The following is a 12,365-nucleotide window of genomic DNA, read 5'->3' as shown; positions in this document are numbered from 1 at the left end:
GCCCCGGCAGGTTTCACCCCGGGTGCGAGCTCGGCTAGTAACAAGGGTCATTGCGGCGGCGCGAGCGGCTCGCTAAACATGGTCCAGTCGCAAGGCGCCAGTGCTCACCCCGAGCCCATCGCGCCCTGGAGGCGGCCGGATTCCCCATCGTGCAAACGAGATTCGGCATGCCCGCGCGACGCCCTGTACCCGAAGTTAGGTCTCGCCTGTGTCTCGCTCGATCATCCGCCGCATCGCCAACCGTCCGAAGACCGCCCTTGTCGGCTCCGCGCTCGTGGTGAGCTCCGCCGCCATGGTGCTCGGCGCCGGCCCGGCCAGCGCCGCTGAGGCTCCCGCCGCGCCGTCCGGCACCCCCAAGGCGATCGCCCAGAAGATGATCGGCGACGCCGCGCAGTTCGAGTGCTTCAGCAAGATCGTGTCGCACGAGAGCAACTGGGACGTGAACGCGTCCAACCCGTCCAGCGGTGCGTACGGCCTGGTCCAGGCGCTGCCGGGCGGCAAGATGGCCTCCGCCGGCGCGGACTGGAAGACCAACCCCGAGACGCAGATCAAGTGGGGTCTGGACTACATGAAGGAGCGCTACGGCAGCCCGTGCGGCGCGTGGGCGTCCTGGCAGGCCCAGGGCTGGTACTGAGCCGCCCCACCCTGGAGCTCCGCCCCGGACCCCGCACTCCCCGGGCAACATCAAGCCCCGAATCAAGCCTCTCCGGCGATTGAGGAGCGGGGTCCGGGGCGGAGCCCCGAAACCCAGCCCCGTGGGGGTCCCCCCGGACGGAGTCTGGGGGAGTTTGAGGCGCGGGGTCCGGGGCGGAGCCCCGGCACACGGCTTACAGCCGCTGAATGATCGTGCCGGTCGCCAGCGCCCCACCCGCACACATCGTCACCAGCCCAAACTCCCTGTCCCTGCGCTCCAGTTCATGCAGCGCCGTAGTGATCAGCCGCGCCCCCGTCGCCCCCACCGGATGCCCGAGCGCGATCGCGCCCCCATTGACGTTGACCTTCTCCAGGTCCTGCTCGAAGACCTGTGCCCAGCTCAGCACCACTGAAGCGAACGCCTCGTTGATCTCGACCAGGTCGATGTCCTTCAGCGACATCCCCGCCTTGCCCAGCACCGCACGCGTCGCGTCGATCGGCCCGTCCAGGTGGTAGTGCGGGTCCGCCCCGACCAGCGCCTGCGCGACGATACGAGCCCGCGGCTTCAGCTTCAGCGCCCGCGCCATCCGCTTCGACGCCCACATGATCGCCGCCGAACCGTCCGAGATCTGCGACGAGTTCCCGGCCGTGTGCACCGCCGTCGGCATGACCGGCTTCAGCTTCGCCAGCGCCTCCATGCTCGTGTCCCGCAGCCCTTCGTCCCGGTCGACGAGCCGCCACATGCCCTGCCCCGCCGCCTGCTCCTCCTCCGTCGTCGGCACCTGCACCGCGAACGTCTCGCGCTTGAAGCGCTCCTCCGCCCACGCCACCCCCGCCCGCTCCTGCGACAGGAGCCCCAGCGAGTCGACCCGTTCCCGCGAAAGACCGCGGTTGCGCGCGATGCGCTCCGCCGCCTCGAACTGGTTCGGCAGGTCCACATTCCACTCGTCGGGGAACGGCTTTCCCGGCCCGTGCTTGGACCCGCTCCCCAGCGGCACCCGCGACATCGCCTCCACCCCGCAGCTGATCCCGACGTCGATGACCCCGGCCGAGATCATGTTCGCGACCATATGACTCGCCTGCTGCGACGATCCGCACTGGCAGTCCACCGTCGTCGCCGCCGTCTCGTACGGCAGCCCCATCGCCAGCCAGGCGTTCCGCGCGGGGTTCATGGACTGTTCGCCGGCGTGGGTGACCGTGCCGCCCACCACCTGCTCGACGCAGTCGGCGTGGATGCCGGTGCGGCCGAGGAGTTCACGGTAGGTCTCGCCCATCAGATAGGCGGGATGCAGATTGGCGAGCGCGCCTCCGCGCTTGCCGATGGGGGTGCGTACGGCTTCGACGATGACGGGTTCCGCGGCCATGAGCTCGTCCTCTCCTCACACAGCCGCTGGGCGTCCCGGCGCCCTACGGCCGAACTAGTACGCGTTCTAGTTCTCTGTGCAGTCTGATAAGTGCTACCCCCGGTACGCAAGGGCCTTGCACGCCCCCACTGCAGCTCTTGCCCGCAACAGATCCCGCCGTGGCCCTTGCCACTTGTAGAACTCGTTACTACCTTTCCGTCAACTTCTGATGGGTCGTCAGACAAGCCGCTGTCACCGACACCCCTGCCAGAACCTGGAGTTGACCTTGAAGCTGCCGAAGGACTGCCCCCATCTGCCCGAAGGGTTCGACTTCACCGATCCCGATCTGCTCCAAGCGCGCATCCCCCACCCGGAGTTCGCCCGGATGCGGCAGACCGCCCCGGTCTGGTGGTGCGCACAGCCCGTCGGCATCTCCGGCTTCCAGGACGAGGGCTACTGGGTCGTTACCCGGCATGCCGACGTAAAGCACGTCTCCACACACCCCGAACTGTTCTCCTCCAACACCAACACCGCGGTCATCCGCTTCAACGAGTCCATCAGCCGTGACCAGATCGAGGTCCAGAAGCTGATCATGCTCAACATGGACCCGCCAGAGCACACCCGCGTCCGCCAGATCGTCCAGCGCGGCTTCACCCCGCGCGCCGTCCGGTCCCTGGAGGACGCCCTCCGCAACCGCGCCCGCAGCATCGTCGAGACCGCGCTCGCGGGCGCGAAGGACGACGGCAGCTTCGACTTCGTCACCAACATCGCCGTAGAGCTCCCGCTCCAGGCCATCGCCGAACTCATCGGCGTACCGCAGGAGGACCGCACCAAGATCTTCGACTGGTCCAACAAGATGGCGGCGTACGACGACCCCGAGTACGCCATCACCGAAGAGATCGGCGCCGAGGCGGCCATGGAGATCGTCTCGTACTCGATGAACCTCGCGGCCGCCCGCAAGGAGTGTCCGGCCAAGGACATCGTCAGCCAGCTGGTCGCGGCCGAGGACGAAGGCAACCTCTCCAACGACGAGTTCGGCTTCTTCGTGATCCTGCTGGCGGTCGCGGGCAATGAGACGACGAGAAACGCCATCAGCCACGGCATGCACGCGTTTCTCACGCACCCCGAGCAGTGGGAGATCTACAAGCGGGACCGGCCGGAGACGGCGGCCGAGGAGATCGTGCGCTGGGCGACGCCCGTCGTCTCCTTCCAGCGCACGGCAACCCAGGACCTGGAGCTGGGCGGTCAGCAGATCAAGAAGGGCGACCGGGTCGGCCTCTTCTACTCATCCGCCAACAACGATCCCGAAGTCTTCGACACGCCCGAGCAGTTCGACGTCACCCGCGACCCGAACCCCCACCTCGGCTTCGGCGGCGGAGGCCCGCACTTCTGCCTCGGCAAGTCCCTTGCCGTGATGGAGATCAACCTGATCTTCAACGCGATAGCCGACGTCCTGCCCCACCTGCGCCTCGCGGGCGACCCGCGCCGGCTGCGCTCGGCCTGGCTGAACGGCATCAAGGAACTCCAGGTCACGCACGGCTGACCGCCCCCCATCGAGGGTGGCGGGGACCACCTCACCCACGCCCCGGTCCCCGCCGCCCTGTCATCACCGCAGTCCCGGGTCAACCCCGGGTTGCGCCGGGATGCCGCCAGGTCCTGGTCTCGGGGTCGGGTTCGCCACGCGGTTGGACCACGACGACACCGTCCGGCTCGTCCCGCACCACCCCCATCAGGTCAAACAGCAGCATCAGGGTCGACTGCTCATCAAGCCGGTCACCGACCCCTTCGGATCCCCAGCGGACGAGATAGCGAGCGGCCTCGTCCAGTCCCTGGTCATCCGCCCGGACGAAGACATCCCCGAGCATGGTCCGCGCCATCTCAACAGCGCTGCGAGGGCGCATGGTTCCCCACCTTCACTTCCGAGCCCGTCATTTGCGGGCCTCGCAAACAACACACTTCCCCGTGAGCGCGACGATCCGGAGCACGATCTTGCAGAGACTCTGGGCCTTCGGCAGGTTCTCCAGTCGCCCCAGCTCCGAGAACTCGGCCGTCCGCATCACCTCGGTGACCGTCGTCTCCCAGTGATCCTGTGCCACGAGCCAGTCGTTCTTGTGCGCCACCCGCACGAAGCACTCCACGAAGTGCACATCGCTGTCCTGGCCGTGGAAGTAGTCACCGAGCCAGTGCAGCACAGGCGGCGGCGTCAGCCGCTGCTTCCATGAACGGCGGGAGAACGGCCCGGCAGAGGACGTGCCGCCCGTCCGGGATATTCGGGCGGCGATGATGTGACCGGCGAGACCACCCACCAGACCCGGCACCAGCACCCAGCCGTCAGCGAAACGGATCACGGCAGCAAGGGGATCGACTTCACCGGGGGATGGTCCATGCCCAGCAGAATGCGGTACGAGGTCCGCCATCCCTCGTAGAGCCCCGAACCGATGTAGAACGCCGCCACCAGCACCAGCACGTCGTCGTCGTAACCGGCGGCAATCGTCCCCCTCAGAACTCGCGACTCACCGCCGCGCTATCCACCAACTGCCATCGTATGTCGCATGGTTCAACGAAGGCGGGCGGCAGCGACAAAGGCCGCGAAGGCTGTGCGGGAAACGGTGAGGGCGGGTCCGTCGGGGTTCTTGGAGTCGCGTACGGCGACGGTGTGGAGGGTCTCGGCGACCTCGACGCATTCGCCGCCGGTGCTGCCGCTGAAGCTGGACTTACGCCAGGCGGCACCGCCGAGCGGGGCGCACTCCACGCAGGACCCGCCGGTGTCGGTGCTGTAGCTGGACTTACGCCACTTCGTGCTGCTCCCCATAGCGTTCCTCCATCGTGCGCCGGATCAGCTCCGCCGAATCCTGGATGGACAGGGCGGCGGCTTGGAGGTGATCGTAACGGAGCGAACGGGCCCCGAACTCATCCGGGTTAGCGCTTGGATGCCCGGCCTCATAGCCCTCGCTATAGACGATGGCCGGGTCGCTTGCGAATCGGAAGAGGTCGAAGGAACCCGGCAGTCCAGCGTGCGCCCCGACCTTGAAGGGCAGTACCTGAATGTGCACCCGGGAGTTGGACTCGAAGCTCAACAAGTGGGCCAGTTGGTTCCGCATGACCTCCGTGCCTCCAATCTCCTGACGCAGCACCGTCTCGCCGAGAACCGCCCAGAGCACCGGCGGCTTTTCCTTCTCCAAGATGCGCTGCCGCGCCATCCGGGCGGCTGTTCGGTTGTCCAGATCACTCTGGTCCACGACGCCGAGCACAGCCCGCGCGTACCCCTCGGTCTGCAGCAGCCCGTGCACCAGCTGCGGTTGGAAGACGTAGATCTCACTGGCCCGCGCCTCAAGCTCCGCCACCTGCTGGAACCACGCCGGGAGTTGGCTCCGCAGTACCAGCCCCAGCAGGCGCGTCAATAACCCACCCGTACCCAGCGCCACATCCACCCGCTCGCTGAACTCCGCCGTCGGCAACTTCCGCGCCGTCTCGATCTGGCCGACCAGCGACCCCGTGTAGTTGATGACCGCGCCCAGCTGCTTCTGCGTAAGCTCCGCCGCCTCGCGGTATCGCCGCAGCTCATACCCGTAGTAGTCCAGCGGCGACGCGCTCGGGTCGAGAACGTTGATGTGGGTCATGGCGGGCATCCCCTCGTTCAACTCCGCCAACGGCGGGGCACGTTGTATCCGGCCCGTAGCCGAGAGTAGTCAACGCGCTCCACGCTCGTACCGTGAACGAAGAACTTTCCCAGTACGGCATGCGCTTCACCGTCGGCGAGCACTCCGCGCGGCACGTCCGGCGGATCGTCCGCAGCTACCTCGGAGTGTGGGGCATGCCCGAACTGACCGACGCCGCCGAGCTCGCCGTGACCGAGCTGCTCGCCAATGTCGTACGCCATGTGCCCGACCGGCACTGCGGGTTGCTGATCCTGCGGCATCCGGAAGGACTGCGGGTCGAGGTCTCCGACCGCGCGCCCGGGCTGCCGCTGGCCCGCGACGCGGGCGGGGAGGAGGAGTCGGGCAGAGGCCTGGCGCTGCTGGATGCCGTGGTGGACAAGTGGGGCGTGGAGACGAGCCGCGGGCCAGGCAAAACGGTGTGGTTCGAGCTGGCCCGTTAGCCACCGGCCACCACCGCGGCCGGTCCTGTGGGGTTCGGGTGGGGCCGCACTTGCCCGAGTGGCGGAAACGGGCCCGCGGGTGGATGCTGGCTTGAACGCGACGATCCACCCCAGGGGGTGCGGGCACTGACCCGTACTCCCTGGGGCGCGCGTGCTACTTGGGCGCGGCCGGGACCGGGGTTCCGACGTGCGCCCGTGCGGGCGGCACCGCGCCCTGGGGCACCAGGAGATCGCGGCGGCCTGCCAGTACGTACGTCAGGCCGAAGCCCGCGCCCACCACCGCCGCTCCGCCTGCCGCGTCGAGGACCCAGTGGTTCGCGGTGGCGACTATCGCGCAGACGGTGAAGAGCGGGTGGAGCAGGCCGAGGAGCTTCATCCACAGCTTGGGCGCGAGGATGAAGACGACCAGGCCGCACCAGAGGGACCAGCCGAAGTGCAGCGAGGGCATGGCCGCGTACTGGTTGGTGACGGCGGTCATCGCGCCGTAGTCCGGGTTGGCGAGGTCCTGCGGGCCGTGGACGGTGTCGATGAAGCCCATGCCGGGCATCAGGCGCGGCGGGGCCAGTGGGTAGAGCCAGAAGCCGAGGAGCGCGAGGACCGTCGCGAAGGCGAGCGACGAGCGTGCCCAGCGGTAGTCGGCGGGGCGGCGGACGTACAGGACGCCGAGGATGGCGAGCGGGACCACGAAGTGGAAGGACGTGTAGTAGAAGTCGAAGAAGGCTTCGGCCCACTTCGCGTTCACCACCGCGTGGTTGACCCAGTGCTCGACGTCGAGGCCGAGGGCCCGCTCGGCGGAGACGATCTGGCGGCCGTGCTCCTCGGCTGCGGCGACGCCGCCGGTCGCGGCGGCGCGGATGTGCGAGTAGACGGAGTAGCCGACCCGGATCACCAGGAGTTCGAGGAGCAGGTTGGGGCGGCTGAGGACGCGCCGCCAGAAGGGCAGCAGCGGAACCAGGGCCCAGCGGGCCGGGGCGGGCGTCGCGTACTCGGTGGGGACGGGCCGGCGGAAGTACGGCGAGGTGCGCGGCAGGAAGGGCACCGCGCAGGCCGCGGCGACGGCGGCGATCAGCAGGACATTCTCGCGTATCGGGTAGAGCACCGCCATGTTGGGCAGCAGCATCTTCCCGGGCAGGGTTATCGCCAGGATGATCAGGACCGGCCAGAGCATGCGGTCGGAGGCGCGCTTTCCGACGCGGCCGACGACGGCGAGGAGCACCCACAGGAGCTGGTGCTGCCAGGCGGTGGGCGAGACGGCGACGGCGACGCATCCGGTGAGGGCGACGGCGAGGAGGAGCTGGCCGTCCTGGGCGTACCGGACGGCGCGGCGCAGGCCGAACCAGCAGACGGCGGCGGCGAGGGCGACGTACAGGGCTATCTCGAGCGGGCCCTCGAGACCGAAGCGGAGCAGTGCGCCGTGCAGGGACTGGTTGGCGAGACTGTCCGGGCGGGCGCCGAGGCCCGCGCCCGCGACATGGTGCACCCAGTAGGCCCAGGAGTCGCTGGGCAGCGCGGCCCAGGCGAGCGCCGAGAGGGCGGCGAAGGTGCCGGCCGAGGTGACGGCGGCGTTTTTCCGGCCGGTGAACCAGAGCAGTGGCGCGAAGAGGAGGACGGTGGGCTGAAGGGCCGCGCCGAGGCCGATCAGTACGCCCGAGGATCTCTCCCCGCGCGCCGCGAAGCAGCCGAGGAGGACGAGCAGGACCGGGATGATGCTGGTCTGGCCGAGATAGAAGCTGTTGCGTACGGGCAGCGACAGCATCAGCAGGCTGATGGCGATGGGCGCGGCGAGCAGGCCGCTGCGGCGTGAGACCGGGCCGGGCAGGGCGCGGGCGACGACCAGGCCTATGCCGACGACGAGCAGGAGCGTGCCGAAGGTCCAGGCGACACCGAGGCTCTGCTCGGCGGAGCGGGCCAGTGGCTTGAGCACGAGTCCGGCGAAGGGCGTACCGGTGAACTTGTCGGCGTCGTACAGCGAGCCCTTCACATGCAGGACGCCGTTCTCGCCGATCCAGGTCTCCAGGTCGGTCAACCGCTCACCGGGCGGCTGCCGGAGCACCGCCGCCGCCTGCCGTATCGCGAGTACGGCGGCAACAAGCCACAGGGCGGCCCTGGCCGCGCCCGTCCTCGTGTCCGTCGTCGCACTCCCCCGCACGCTGTGCTCCGCGTTCGCCACGTCGCGCCGCGCCTCCCCTACGTTCCGCTACGTTCCGCGTTTACGTTCCGCGTTTCTGGTTCATAGAGCCTCGCATTGCTCCATGAAGGAGACTCAGGCAACCCCCTCTTCGCCTGACTGTCACCCCGTTTTGGCTGAATATCTCTCGGGACATCTCCCGGGGCTGCACCGGACCGCGAGATCCGCAGCGCCGGCGGCGCGGGCAGGTGCGGTCGCCTTCGCAGATTCCCGTGCCGTCGCCGGTCGCCTGAAATAGGTTGGGCACATGACCCAGGAGCAGCCCCAGGACCAGTGGAACGCCGTCGACAGCTACGTCACCGACCACCTCGCGCCCGACGACGAAGCTCTGACCACAGCCCTCGCGGCGAGCGAAGCGGCCGGTCTCCCGCCCATCCAGGTCGCGCAGAACCAGGGCAAGCTGCTGTATCTGCTCGCGCAGATGCAGGGCGCGCGCACGATCCTCGAAATCGGCACACTCGGCGGCTACAGCACGATCTGGCTGGCCAGAGCGCTACCGGAGAGCGGCAGGCTGATCTCCCTCGAATACAACCCGGTCCACGCGGACGTGGCCCGGACGAACCTCGCCAACGCGGGCCTCGACAAGGTCGCCGAAGTCCGGACGGGCGCGGCGCTCGAGACACTGCCGACGCTGGCGACGGAGCCGGGCGTGGGCCCGTTCGACCTGGTCTTCATCGACGCGGACAAGCAGAACAACCCGCAGTACGTGGAGTGGGCGCTGAAGCTCAGCCGGCTCGGCAGCGTGATCATCGTCGACAACGCCATCCGGGGCGGGGCGGTGCTGGACGCGGACAGCACGGACCCGGCGATCGTCGGCACACGGCGGATGTACGAGCAGGTGGCGCGCGAACCACGGCTGGACGCGACCGCGGTCCAGACGGTGGGCGCGAAGGGGTACGACGGGTTCCTGCTGGCGCGTGTGGTGGCCTGAGCAGGCGGGCGGTGTGGTGGCCCGAGGGGCCGCGGGCGGGCGTGTGCCGTACGGCAGGATGGGACTCATGAGCATCGTGAAGATCAACGTCCTGACCGTTCCCGAGGAGCAGCGCGAGGTGCTGGAGAAGCGCTTCGCGTCCCGCGCGGGCTCGGTGGAGAACTCCGACGGCTTCGAGTGGTTCGAGCTGCTGCGCCCGCTCGAAGGCACTGACCAGTACCTCGTCTACACCCGCTGGGCCGACGAGGCGTCCTTCCAGGCCTGGATGGAGGGCTCGATGCGGGCCTCGCACGGGGGCGGAGGCGGCGCGGGCAGCGAGGGCGGCGAGCGGCCGAAGCCCGCCGCCACCGGGTCGACGCTGTGGTCCTTCGAGGTCGTGCAGCAGGCCGCCCCGAAGGCGTAGCTGCCCAGCACGGGCCGGGCGCGGGAAATCGTTGGCCGCGGGGGCTGTCTGTCCGGTACAGAGACCGGCATGACGACCTGGACCCTGGCCCCCGAGGCCTTCGACTCCCCCGACGCGAGCGCCCTGCGGCGTGAGTACTACGACGAGGTCGCGAGCCGCTACTGGAAGCGGCCCGCGACCCCCCAGGAGATCGCCGAGGGGCTCGCCGGGGACGGCGTCGAGCAACTCACGCCGCCCACCGGCCAGTTCGTCGTCGGGCGGTACGGCGGCAAGGCCGCGGCCTGCGGCGGCATCCTGCTGCTGGACGCCGGGCGCGCCGAGCTCACGCGGGTGTATCTGCGGCCCGCCTTCCGCGGCAGGAAGGGCGCCGGGCTGCTGCTGCGGACCCTGGAGGACGAGGCGCGCGGGCTCGGCGCTCGGCGCATGGTGCTCAATACGCGGCTCGATCTGATCGAGGCACGCACGCTGTACGTCCGGAACGGCTACGCCGAGATCCCGGCGTACTGCTCGGGTCCGTACATGGAAATCTGGTACGGCAAGGAGCTGTGAGGCAGGCGGAGTTCAGGCCGCGTGGTCGCGCCTGGGAGGCGGGCCGTCCGGCCGCTCATGGTCCGAGCCGCACAGCTCCGTGGTCAACTCCTGGACCAGTTTCACCAGATCGGTCGGCCGCTCCGGGTCCCACCAGTCGCCGAGCAGCTCCGCGAGCGAGTCCTCGCGGGCCTTCGCCAGCCGTACGGCCGCCTCCAGGCCCCGGTCGGTCAGCAGCAGATCCAGTCCCTCGCGGCGGGCGAGGCCGCGTACCTCCACCTGGCGGGCGGCCTCGGTGATGACACGCAGCGGCACGATCGTGCTGTCGGCGAGCAGCGCGGGCTCGACCATGCCGTGGCGGCGGATGCGCAGCAGCAGCCAGCTGGCCGCGGGCAGCAGGTCGTACCCCGCCCGCTCGGTGATCTTCTCGTAGATCTTGCGCCGGCCCTCGCGCGAGCCGAGGACCGACAGGGCCCGCGCCACCTCCTCATGGGAGGAGCGGTGGACCGGGTTGGACGCCAGGGTCTCGCTGGGATCGGGCGCGGTGACCGAGCCGCGCAGCTTGTCCTCCTTGAGGAACCAGGAGACGAGGAAGGCGAGGACGGCCACGGGCACGGCGTACAGGAAGACGTCGGTGATGGACGACGAGTACGCGTGGAGCACCGACGGGCGCAGCGCGGGCGGCAGTTCGGCGATCGCGCGCGGGTCGGCGGCCAGCTGCCCGGGGCCGGCGCCGGGGGGCACGGTCTGTCCGGCGAGCGCCTCGGTCAGCTTGTCCTCCAGCCGGCTGTTGAAGATCGTGCCGAAGACGGCAACGCCGAACGAGGCCCCGATGGAACGGAAGAAGGTCGCGCCGGAGGTGGCGACGCCCAGATCCTCGTATGTGACGGCGTTCTGGACGACGAGTACGAGCACCTGCATGACCAGGCCCAGACCGGCGCCGAAGACGAAGAAGCACGCGCTCATCTCCGCGGTGGAACTGAACTCGTTGAGCCGGTGGAGCAGCACCAGGCCCACGGCGGTGACGGCGGTGCCCGCGATGGGGAAGACCTTCCAGCGTCCGGTGCGGCTGACGAGCTGCCCCGACGCGGTGGAGGTGAGCAGCAGGCCGAGCACCATCGGCAGCACGTGCACACCGGACAGGGTCGGTGAGATGCCGTGTACGACCTGCAGGAACGTCGGCAGATAGGTCAACGCGCCGAACATCGCGAAGCCGACGACGAAGCTGATGACGGCGACAAGCGTGAAGGTGCGGATCCGGAACAGTTTCAGCGGCAGCACCGGTTCGGCGGCGCGCCGCTCGACGGACACGAAAACGACCAGGAGTACGGCGCCGAGCACGGCGAGGCCGATGATCTGCGCCGAGCCCCAGGCCCAGGTGGTGCCGCCGAGGGAGGCGACGATGACCAGGCAGGTGGTGACGGAGGCGAGGAGGAAGGTGCCGAGGTAGTCGATGGTGTGGCGGGTCCGGCGGGCCGGAATGTGCAGTACGGCGGCGATGACGAGCAGCGCGACGATGCCGATGGGGAGGTTGATGTAGAACACCCAGCGCCAGCTGAGGTGTTGGGTGAAGAAGCCGCCGAGCAGCGGGCCGAGGACGCTGGTCGCGCCGAACACCGCGCCGAACAGGCCCTGGTATTTTCCGCGTTCGCGCGGCGAGACGATGTCGCCGACGATCGCCATGGACAGCACCATGAGGCCGCCGCCGCCCAGGCCCTGGAGCGCGCGGAAGCCGATGAGCTGCGGCATGTTCTGGGCGATGCCGCACAGCGCGGAGCCGATCAGGAAGATGACGATGGCGGCCTGGAAGAGTCTTTTGCGGCCGTACTGGTCGCCGAGCTTGCCCCACAGCGGGGTGGCCGCCGTCGAGGCGAGCAGGTACGCGGTGACGACCCAGGACAGATGGTCCATGCCGCCGAGTTCGCTGACGATGGTCGGCAGGGCGGTGGAGACGATGGTCTGGTCGAGGGAGGCGAGCAGCATGCCGAGCAGGAGTGCGCCGATGGCTACCAGGACGGCCCGCCGGTTCTGGCCCTCCCCCGGCGCCGGATTCACGGCCGGAGTGCTCACTTCCTGAGCCATGCCGATCTCCTCGGTTACGCGGCCCTCCATCACTCTCCTCCCCATCCTGGGCGTTGTGACCGGTTACGGCCTGCTGAGTGGGCGGCGGGCGGGCGGGCGGCGTTGGGCGTCGCGGCGGGCGGCTGCATAATCGCTCGCAGCGCAAGGGGAGGGAATCA

General features: G+C 69.3%; 14 protein-coding genes. 6 read left to right on the top strand and 8 right to left on the bottom strand.

Translation table 11 applies throughout. The features are described from left to right. The first annotated feature begins 208 nt into the window (after positions 1-208). Positions 209-634, top strand: coding sequence for a transglycosylase SLT domain-containing protein (locus tag ACFYWY_RS00650; RefSeq protein ID WP_389177426.1), 426 nt, complete (start codon positions 209-211; stop codon positions 632-634). A 193-nt stretch (positions 635-827) separates the two neighbouring features. On the opposite strand, the gene ACFYWY_RS00645 is transcribed toward ACFYWY_RS00650, so the two are convergent. Further along, complete coding sequence (locus ACFYWY_RS00645) at positions 828-1,997, bottom strand: steroid 3-ketoacyl-CoA thiolase (protein ID WP_389177423.1); 1,170 nt, start codon at positions 1,995-1,997, stop codon at positions 828-830. Between the two features lie 265 nt (positions 1,998-2,262). On the opposite strand from ACFYWY_RS00645, the gene ACFYWY_RS00640 reads away from it, so the two are divergent. Continuing rightward, on the top strand, positions 2,263-3,519 hold the full coding sequence (locus ACFYWY_RS00640; RefSeq protein ID WP_389177420.1) for a cytochrome P450: 1,257 nt from the start codon (positions 2,263-2,265) through the stop codon (positions 3,517-3,519). 79 nt (positions 3,520-3,598) lie between these two features. Here ACFYWY_RS00640 and ACFYWY_RS00635 read toward each other — a convergent pair whose 3' ends face one another. The 5 genes from ACFYWY_RS00635 to ACFYWY_RS00615 form a co-directional block, all read right to left on the bottom strand. Next, positions 3,599-3,877: a hypothetical protein gene (locus tag ACFYWY_RS00635; protein ID WP_389177416.1), complete on the bottom strand. Its 279-nt coding sequence runs from the start codon at positions 3,875-3,877 to the stop codon at positions 3,599-3,601. 27 nt (positions 3,878-3,904) lie between these two features. Continuing rightward, entirely contained in the window at positions 3,905-4,324 is a 420-nt protein-coding gene (locus ACFYWY_RS00630; protein ID WP_389177413.1) for a DUF6313 family protein, read from the bottom strand. Then, the gene (locus ACFYWY_RS00625; RefSeq protein ID WP_389177410.1) at positions 4,321-4,443 is read right to left on the bottom strand and encodes a hypothetical protein; all 123 of its coding nucleotides are present in this window, start codon (positions 4,441-4,443) and stop codon (positions 4,321-4,323) included. The genes ACFYWY_RS00630 and ACFYWY_RS00625 overlap by 4 nt, the downstream gene beginning before the upstream one ends. A gap of 90 nt (positions 4,444-4,533) precedes the next feature. Next, on the bottom strand, positions 4,534-4,788 hold the full coding sequence (locus tag ACFYWY_RS00620; RefSeq protein WP_389177407.1) for a DUF397 domain-containing protein: 255 nt from the start codon (positions 4,786-4,788) through the stop codon (positions 4,534-4,536). After that, positions 4,763-5,596: a Scr1 family TA system antitoxin-like transcriptional regulator gene (locus ACFYWY_RS00615; RefSeq protein WP_389177404.1), complete on the bottom strand. Its 834-nt coding sequence runs from the start codon at positions 5,594-5,596 to the stop codon at positions 4,763-4,765. The genes ACFYWY_RS00620 and ACFYWY_RS00615 overlap by 26 nt, the downstream gene beginning before the upstream one ends. A 119-nt stretch (positions 5,597-5,715) precedes the next feature. On the opposite strand from ACFYWY_RS00615, the gene ACFYWY_RS00610 reads away from it, so the two are divergent. Next, positions 5,716-6,075 (top strand): ATP-binding protein, encoded by a 360-nt coding sequence (locus ACFYWY_RS00610; protein ID WP_389178383.1) that lies wholly within the window; start codon positions 5,716-5,718, stop codon positions 6,073-6,075. A 154-nt stretch (positions 6,076-6,229) separates the two neighbouring features. Here the strand turns inward: ACFYWY_RS00610 and ACFYWY_RS00605 are convergent, their stop codons facing one another. Further along, on the bottom strand, positions 6,230-8,245 hold the full coding sequence (locus ACFYWY_RS00605) for a bifunctional glycosyltransferase 87/phosphatase PAP2 family protein (protein ID WP_389177401.1): 2,016 nt from the start codon (positions 8,243-8,245) through the stop codon (positions 6,230-6,232). 265 nt (positions 8,246-8,510) lie between these two features. Between ACFYWY_RS00605 and ACFYWY_RS00600 the strand changes: the two genes are divergently transcribed. From ACFYWY_RS00600 to ACFYWY_RS00590, 3 genes are all read left to right on the top strand, one after another. After that, positions 8,511-9,194: an O-methyltransferase gene (locus ACFYWY_RS00600; RefSeq protein WP_389177398.1), complete on the top strand. Its 684-nt coding sequence runs from the start codon at positions 8,511-8,513 to the stop codon at positions 9,192-9,194. 67 nt (positions 9,195-9,261) lie between these two features. Next, positions 9,262-9,597 (top strand): antibiotic biosynthesis monooxygenase family protein, encoded by a 336-nt coding sequence (locus tag ACFYWY_RS00595; RefSeq protein WP_389177395.1) that lies wholly within the window; start codon positions 9,262-9,264, stop codon positions 9,595-9,597. Positions 9,598-9,666: 69 nt separating this feature from the next. Then, the gene (locus ACFYWY_RS00590) at positions 9,667-10,146 is read left to right on the top strand and encodes a GNAT family N-acetyltransferase (protein WP_389177392.1); all 480 of its coding nucleotides are present in this window, start codon (positions 9,667-9,669) and stop codon (positions 10,144-10,146) included. A 12-nt stretch (positions 10,147-10,158) separates the two neighbouring features. Here the strand turns inward: ACFYWY_RS00590 and ACFYWY_RS00585 are convergent, their stop codons facing one another. Continuing rightward, complete coding sequence (locus tag ACFYWY_RS00585) at positions 10,159-12,207, bottom strand: MDR family MFS transporter (protein ID WP_389178380.1); 2,049 nt, start codon at positions 12,205-12,207, stop codon at positions 10,159-10,161. Positions 12,208-12,365: the final 158 nt, after the last annotated feature.

Origin of the sequence: Streptomyces sp. NPDC002870, from assembly GCF_042888505.1 — a bacterium.
In the GTDB taxonomy this organism is placed as follows: domain Bacteria; phylum Actinomycetota; class Actinomycetes; order Streptomycetales; family Streptomycetaceae; genus Streptomyces.
This window is presented reverse-complemented; position numbering and strand designations above follow the sequence as displayed.

Coding starts and splice junctions, on each gene's coding strand:
- ACFYWY_RS00645 (WP_389177423.1), bottom strand. CDS start 1,997: ATGGCCGCGGAACCCGTCATCGTCGAAGCCGTACGCACCCCCATCGGC.
- ACFYWY_RS00635 (WP_389177416.1), bottom strand. CDS start 3,877: ATGCGCCCTCGCAGCGCTGTTGAGATGGCGCGGACCATGCTCGGGGAT.
- ACFYWY_RS00620 (WP_389177407.1), bottom strand. CDS start 4,788: ATGGGGAGCAGCACGAAGTGGCGTAAGTCCAGCTACAGCACCGACACC.
- ACFYWY_RS00615 (WP_389177404.1), bottom strand. CDS start 5,596: ATGACCCACATCAACGTTCTCGACCCGAGCGCGTCGCCGCTGGACTAC.
- ACFYWY_RS00610 (WP_389178383.1), top strand. CDS start 5,716: ATGCGCTTCACCGTCGGCGAGCACTCCGCGCGGCACGTCCGGCGGATC.
- ACFYWY_RS00600 (WP_389177398.1), top strand. CDS start 8,511: ATGACCCAGGAGCAGCCCCAGGACCAGTGGAACGCCGTCGACAGCTAC.
- ACFYWY_RS00595 (WP_389177395.1), top strand. CDS start 9,262: ATGAGCATCGTGAAGATCAACGTCCTGACCGTTCCCGAGGAGCAGCGC.
- ACFYWY_RS00590 (WP_389177392.1), top strand. CDS start 9,667: ATGACGACCTGGACCCTGGCCCCCGAGGCCTTCGACTCCCCCGACGCG.
- ACFYWY_RS00585 (WP_389178380.1), bottom strand. CDS start 12,207: ATGGCTCAGGAAGTGAGCACTCCGGCCGTGAATCCGGCGCCGGGGGAG.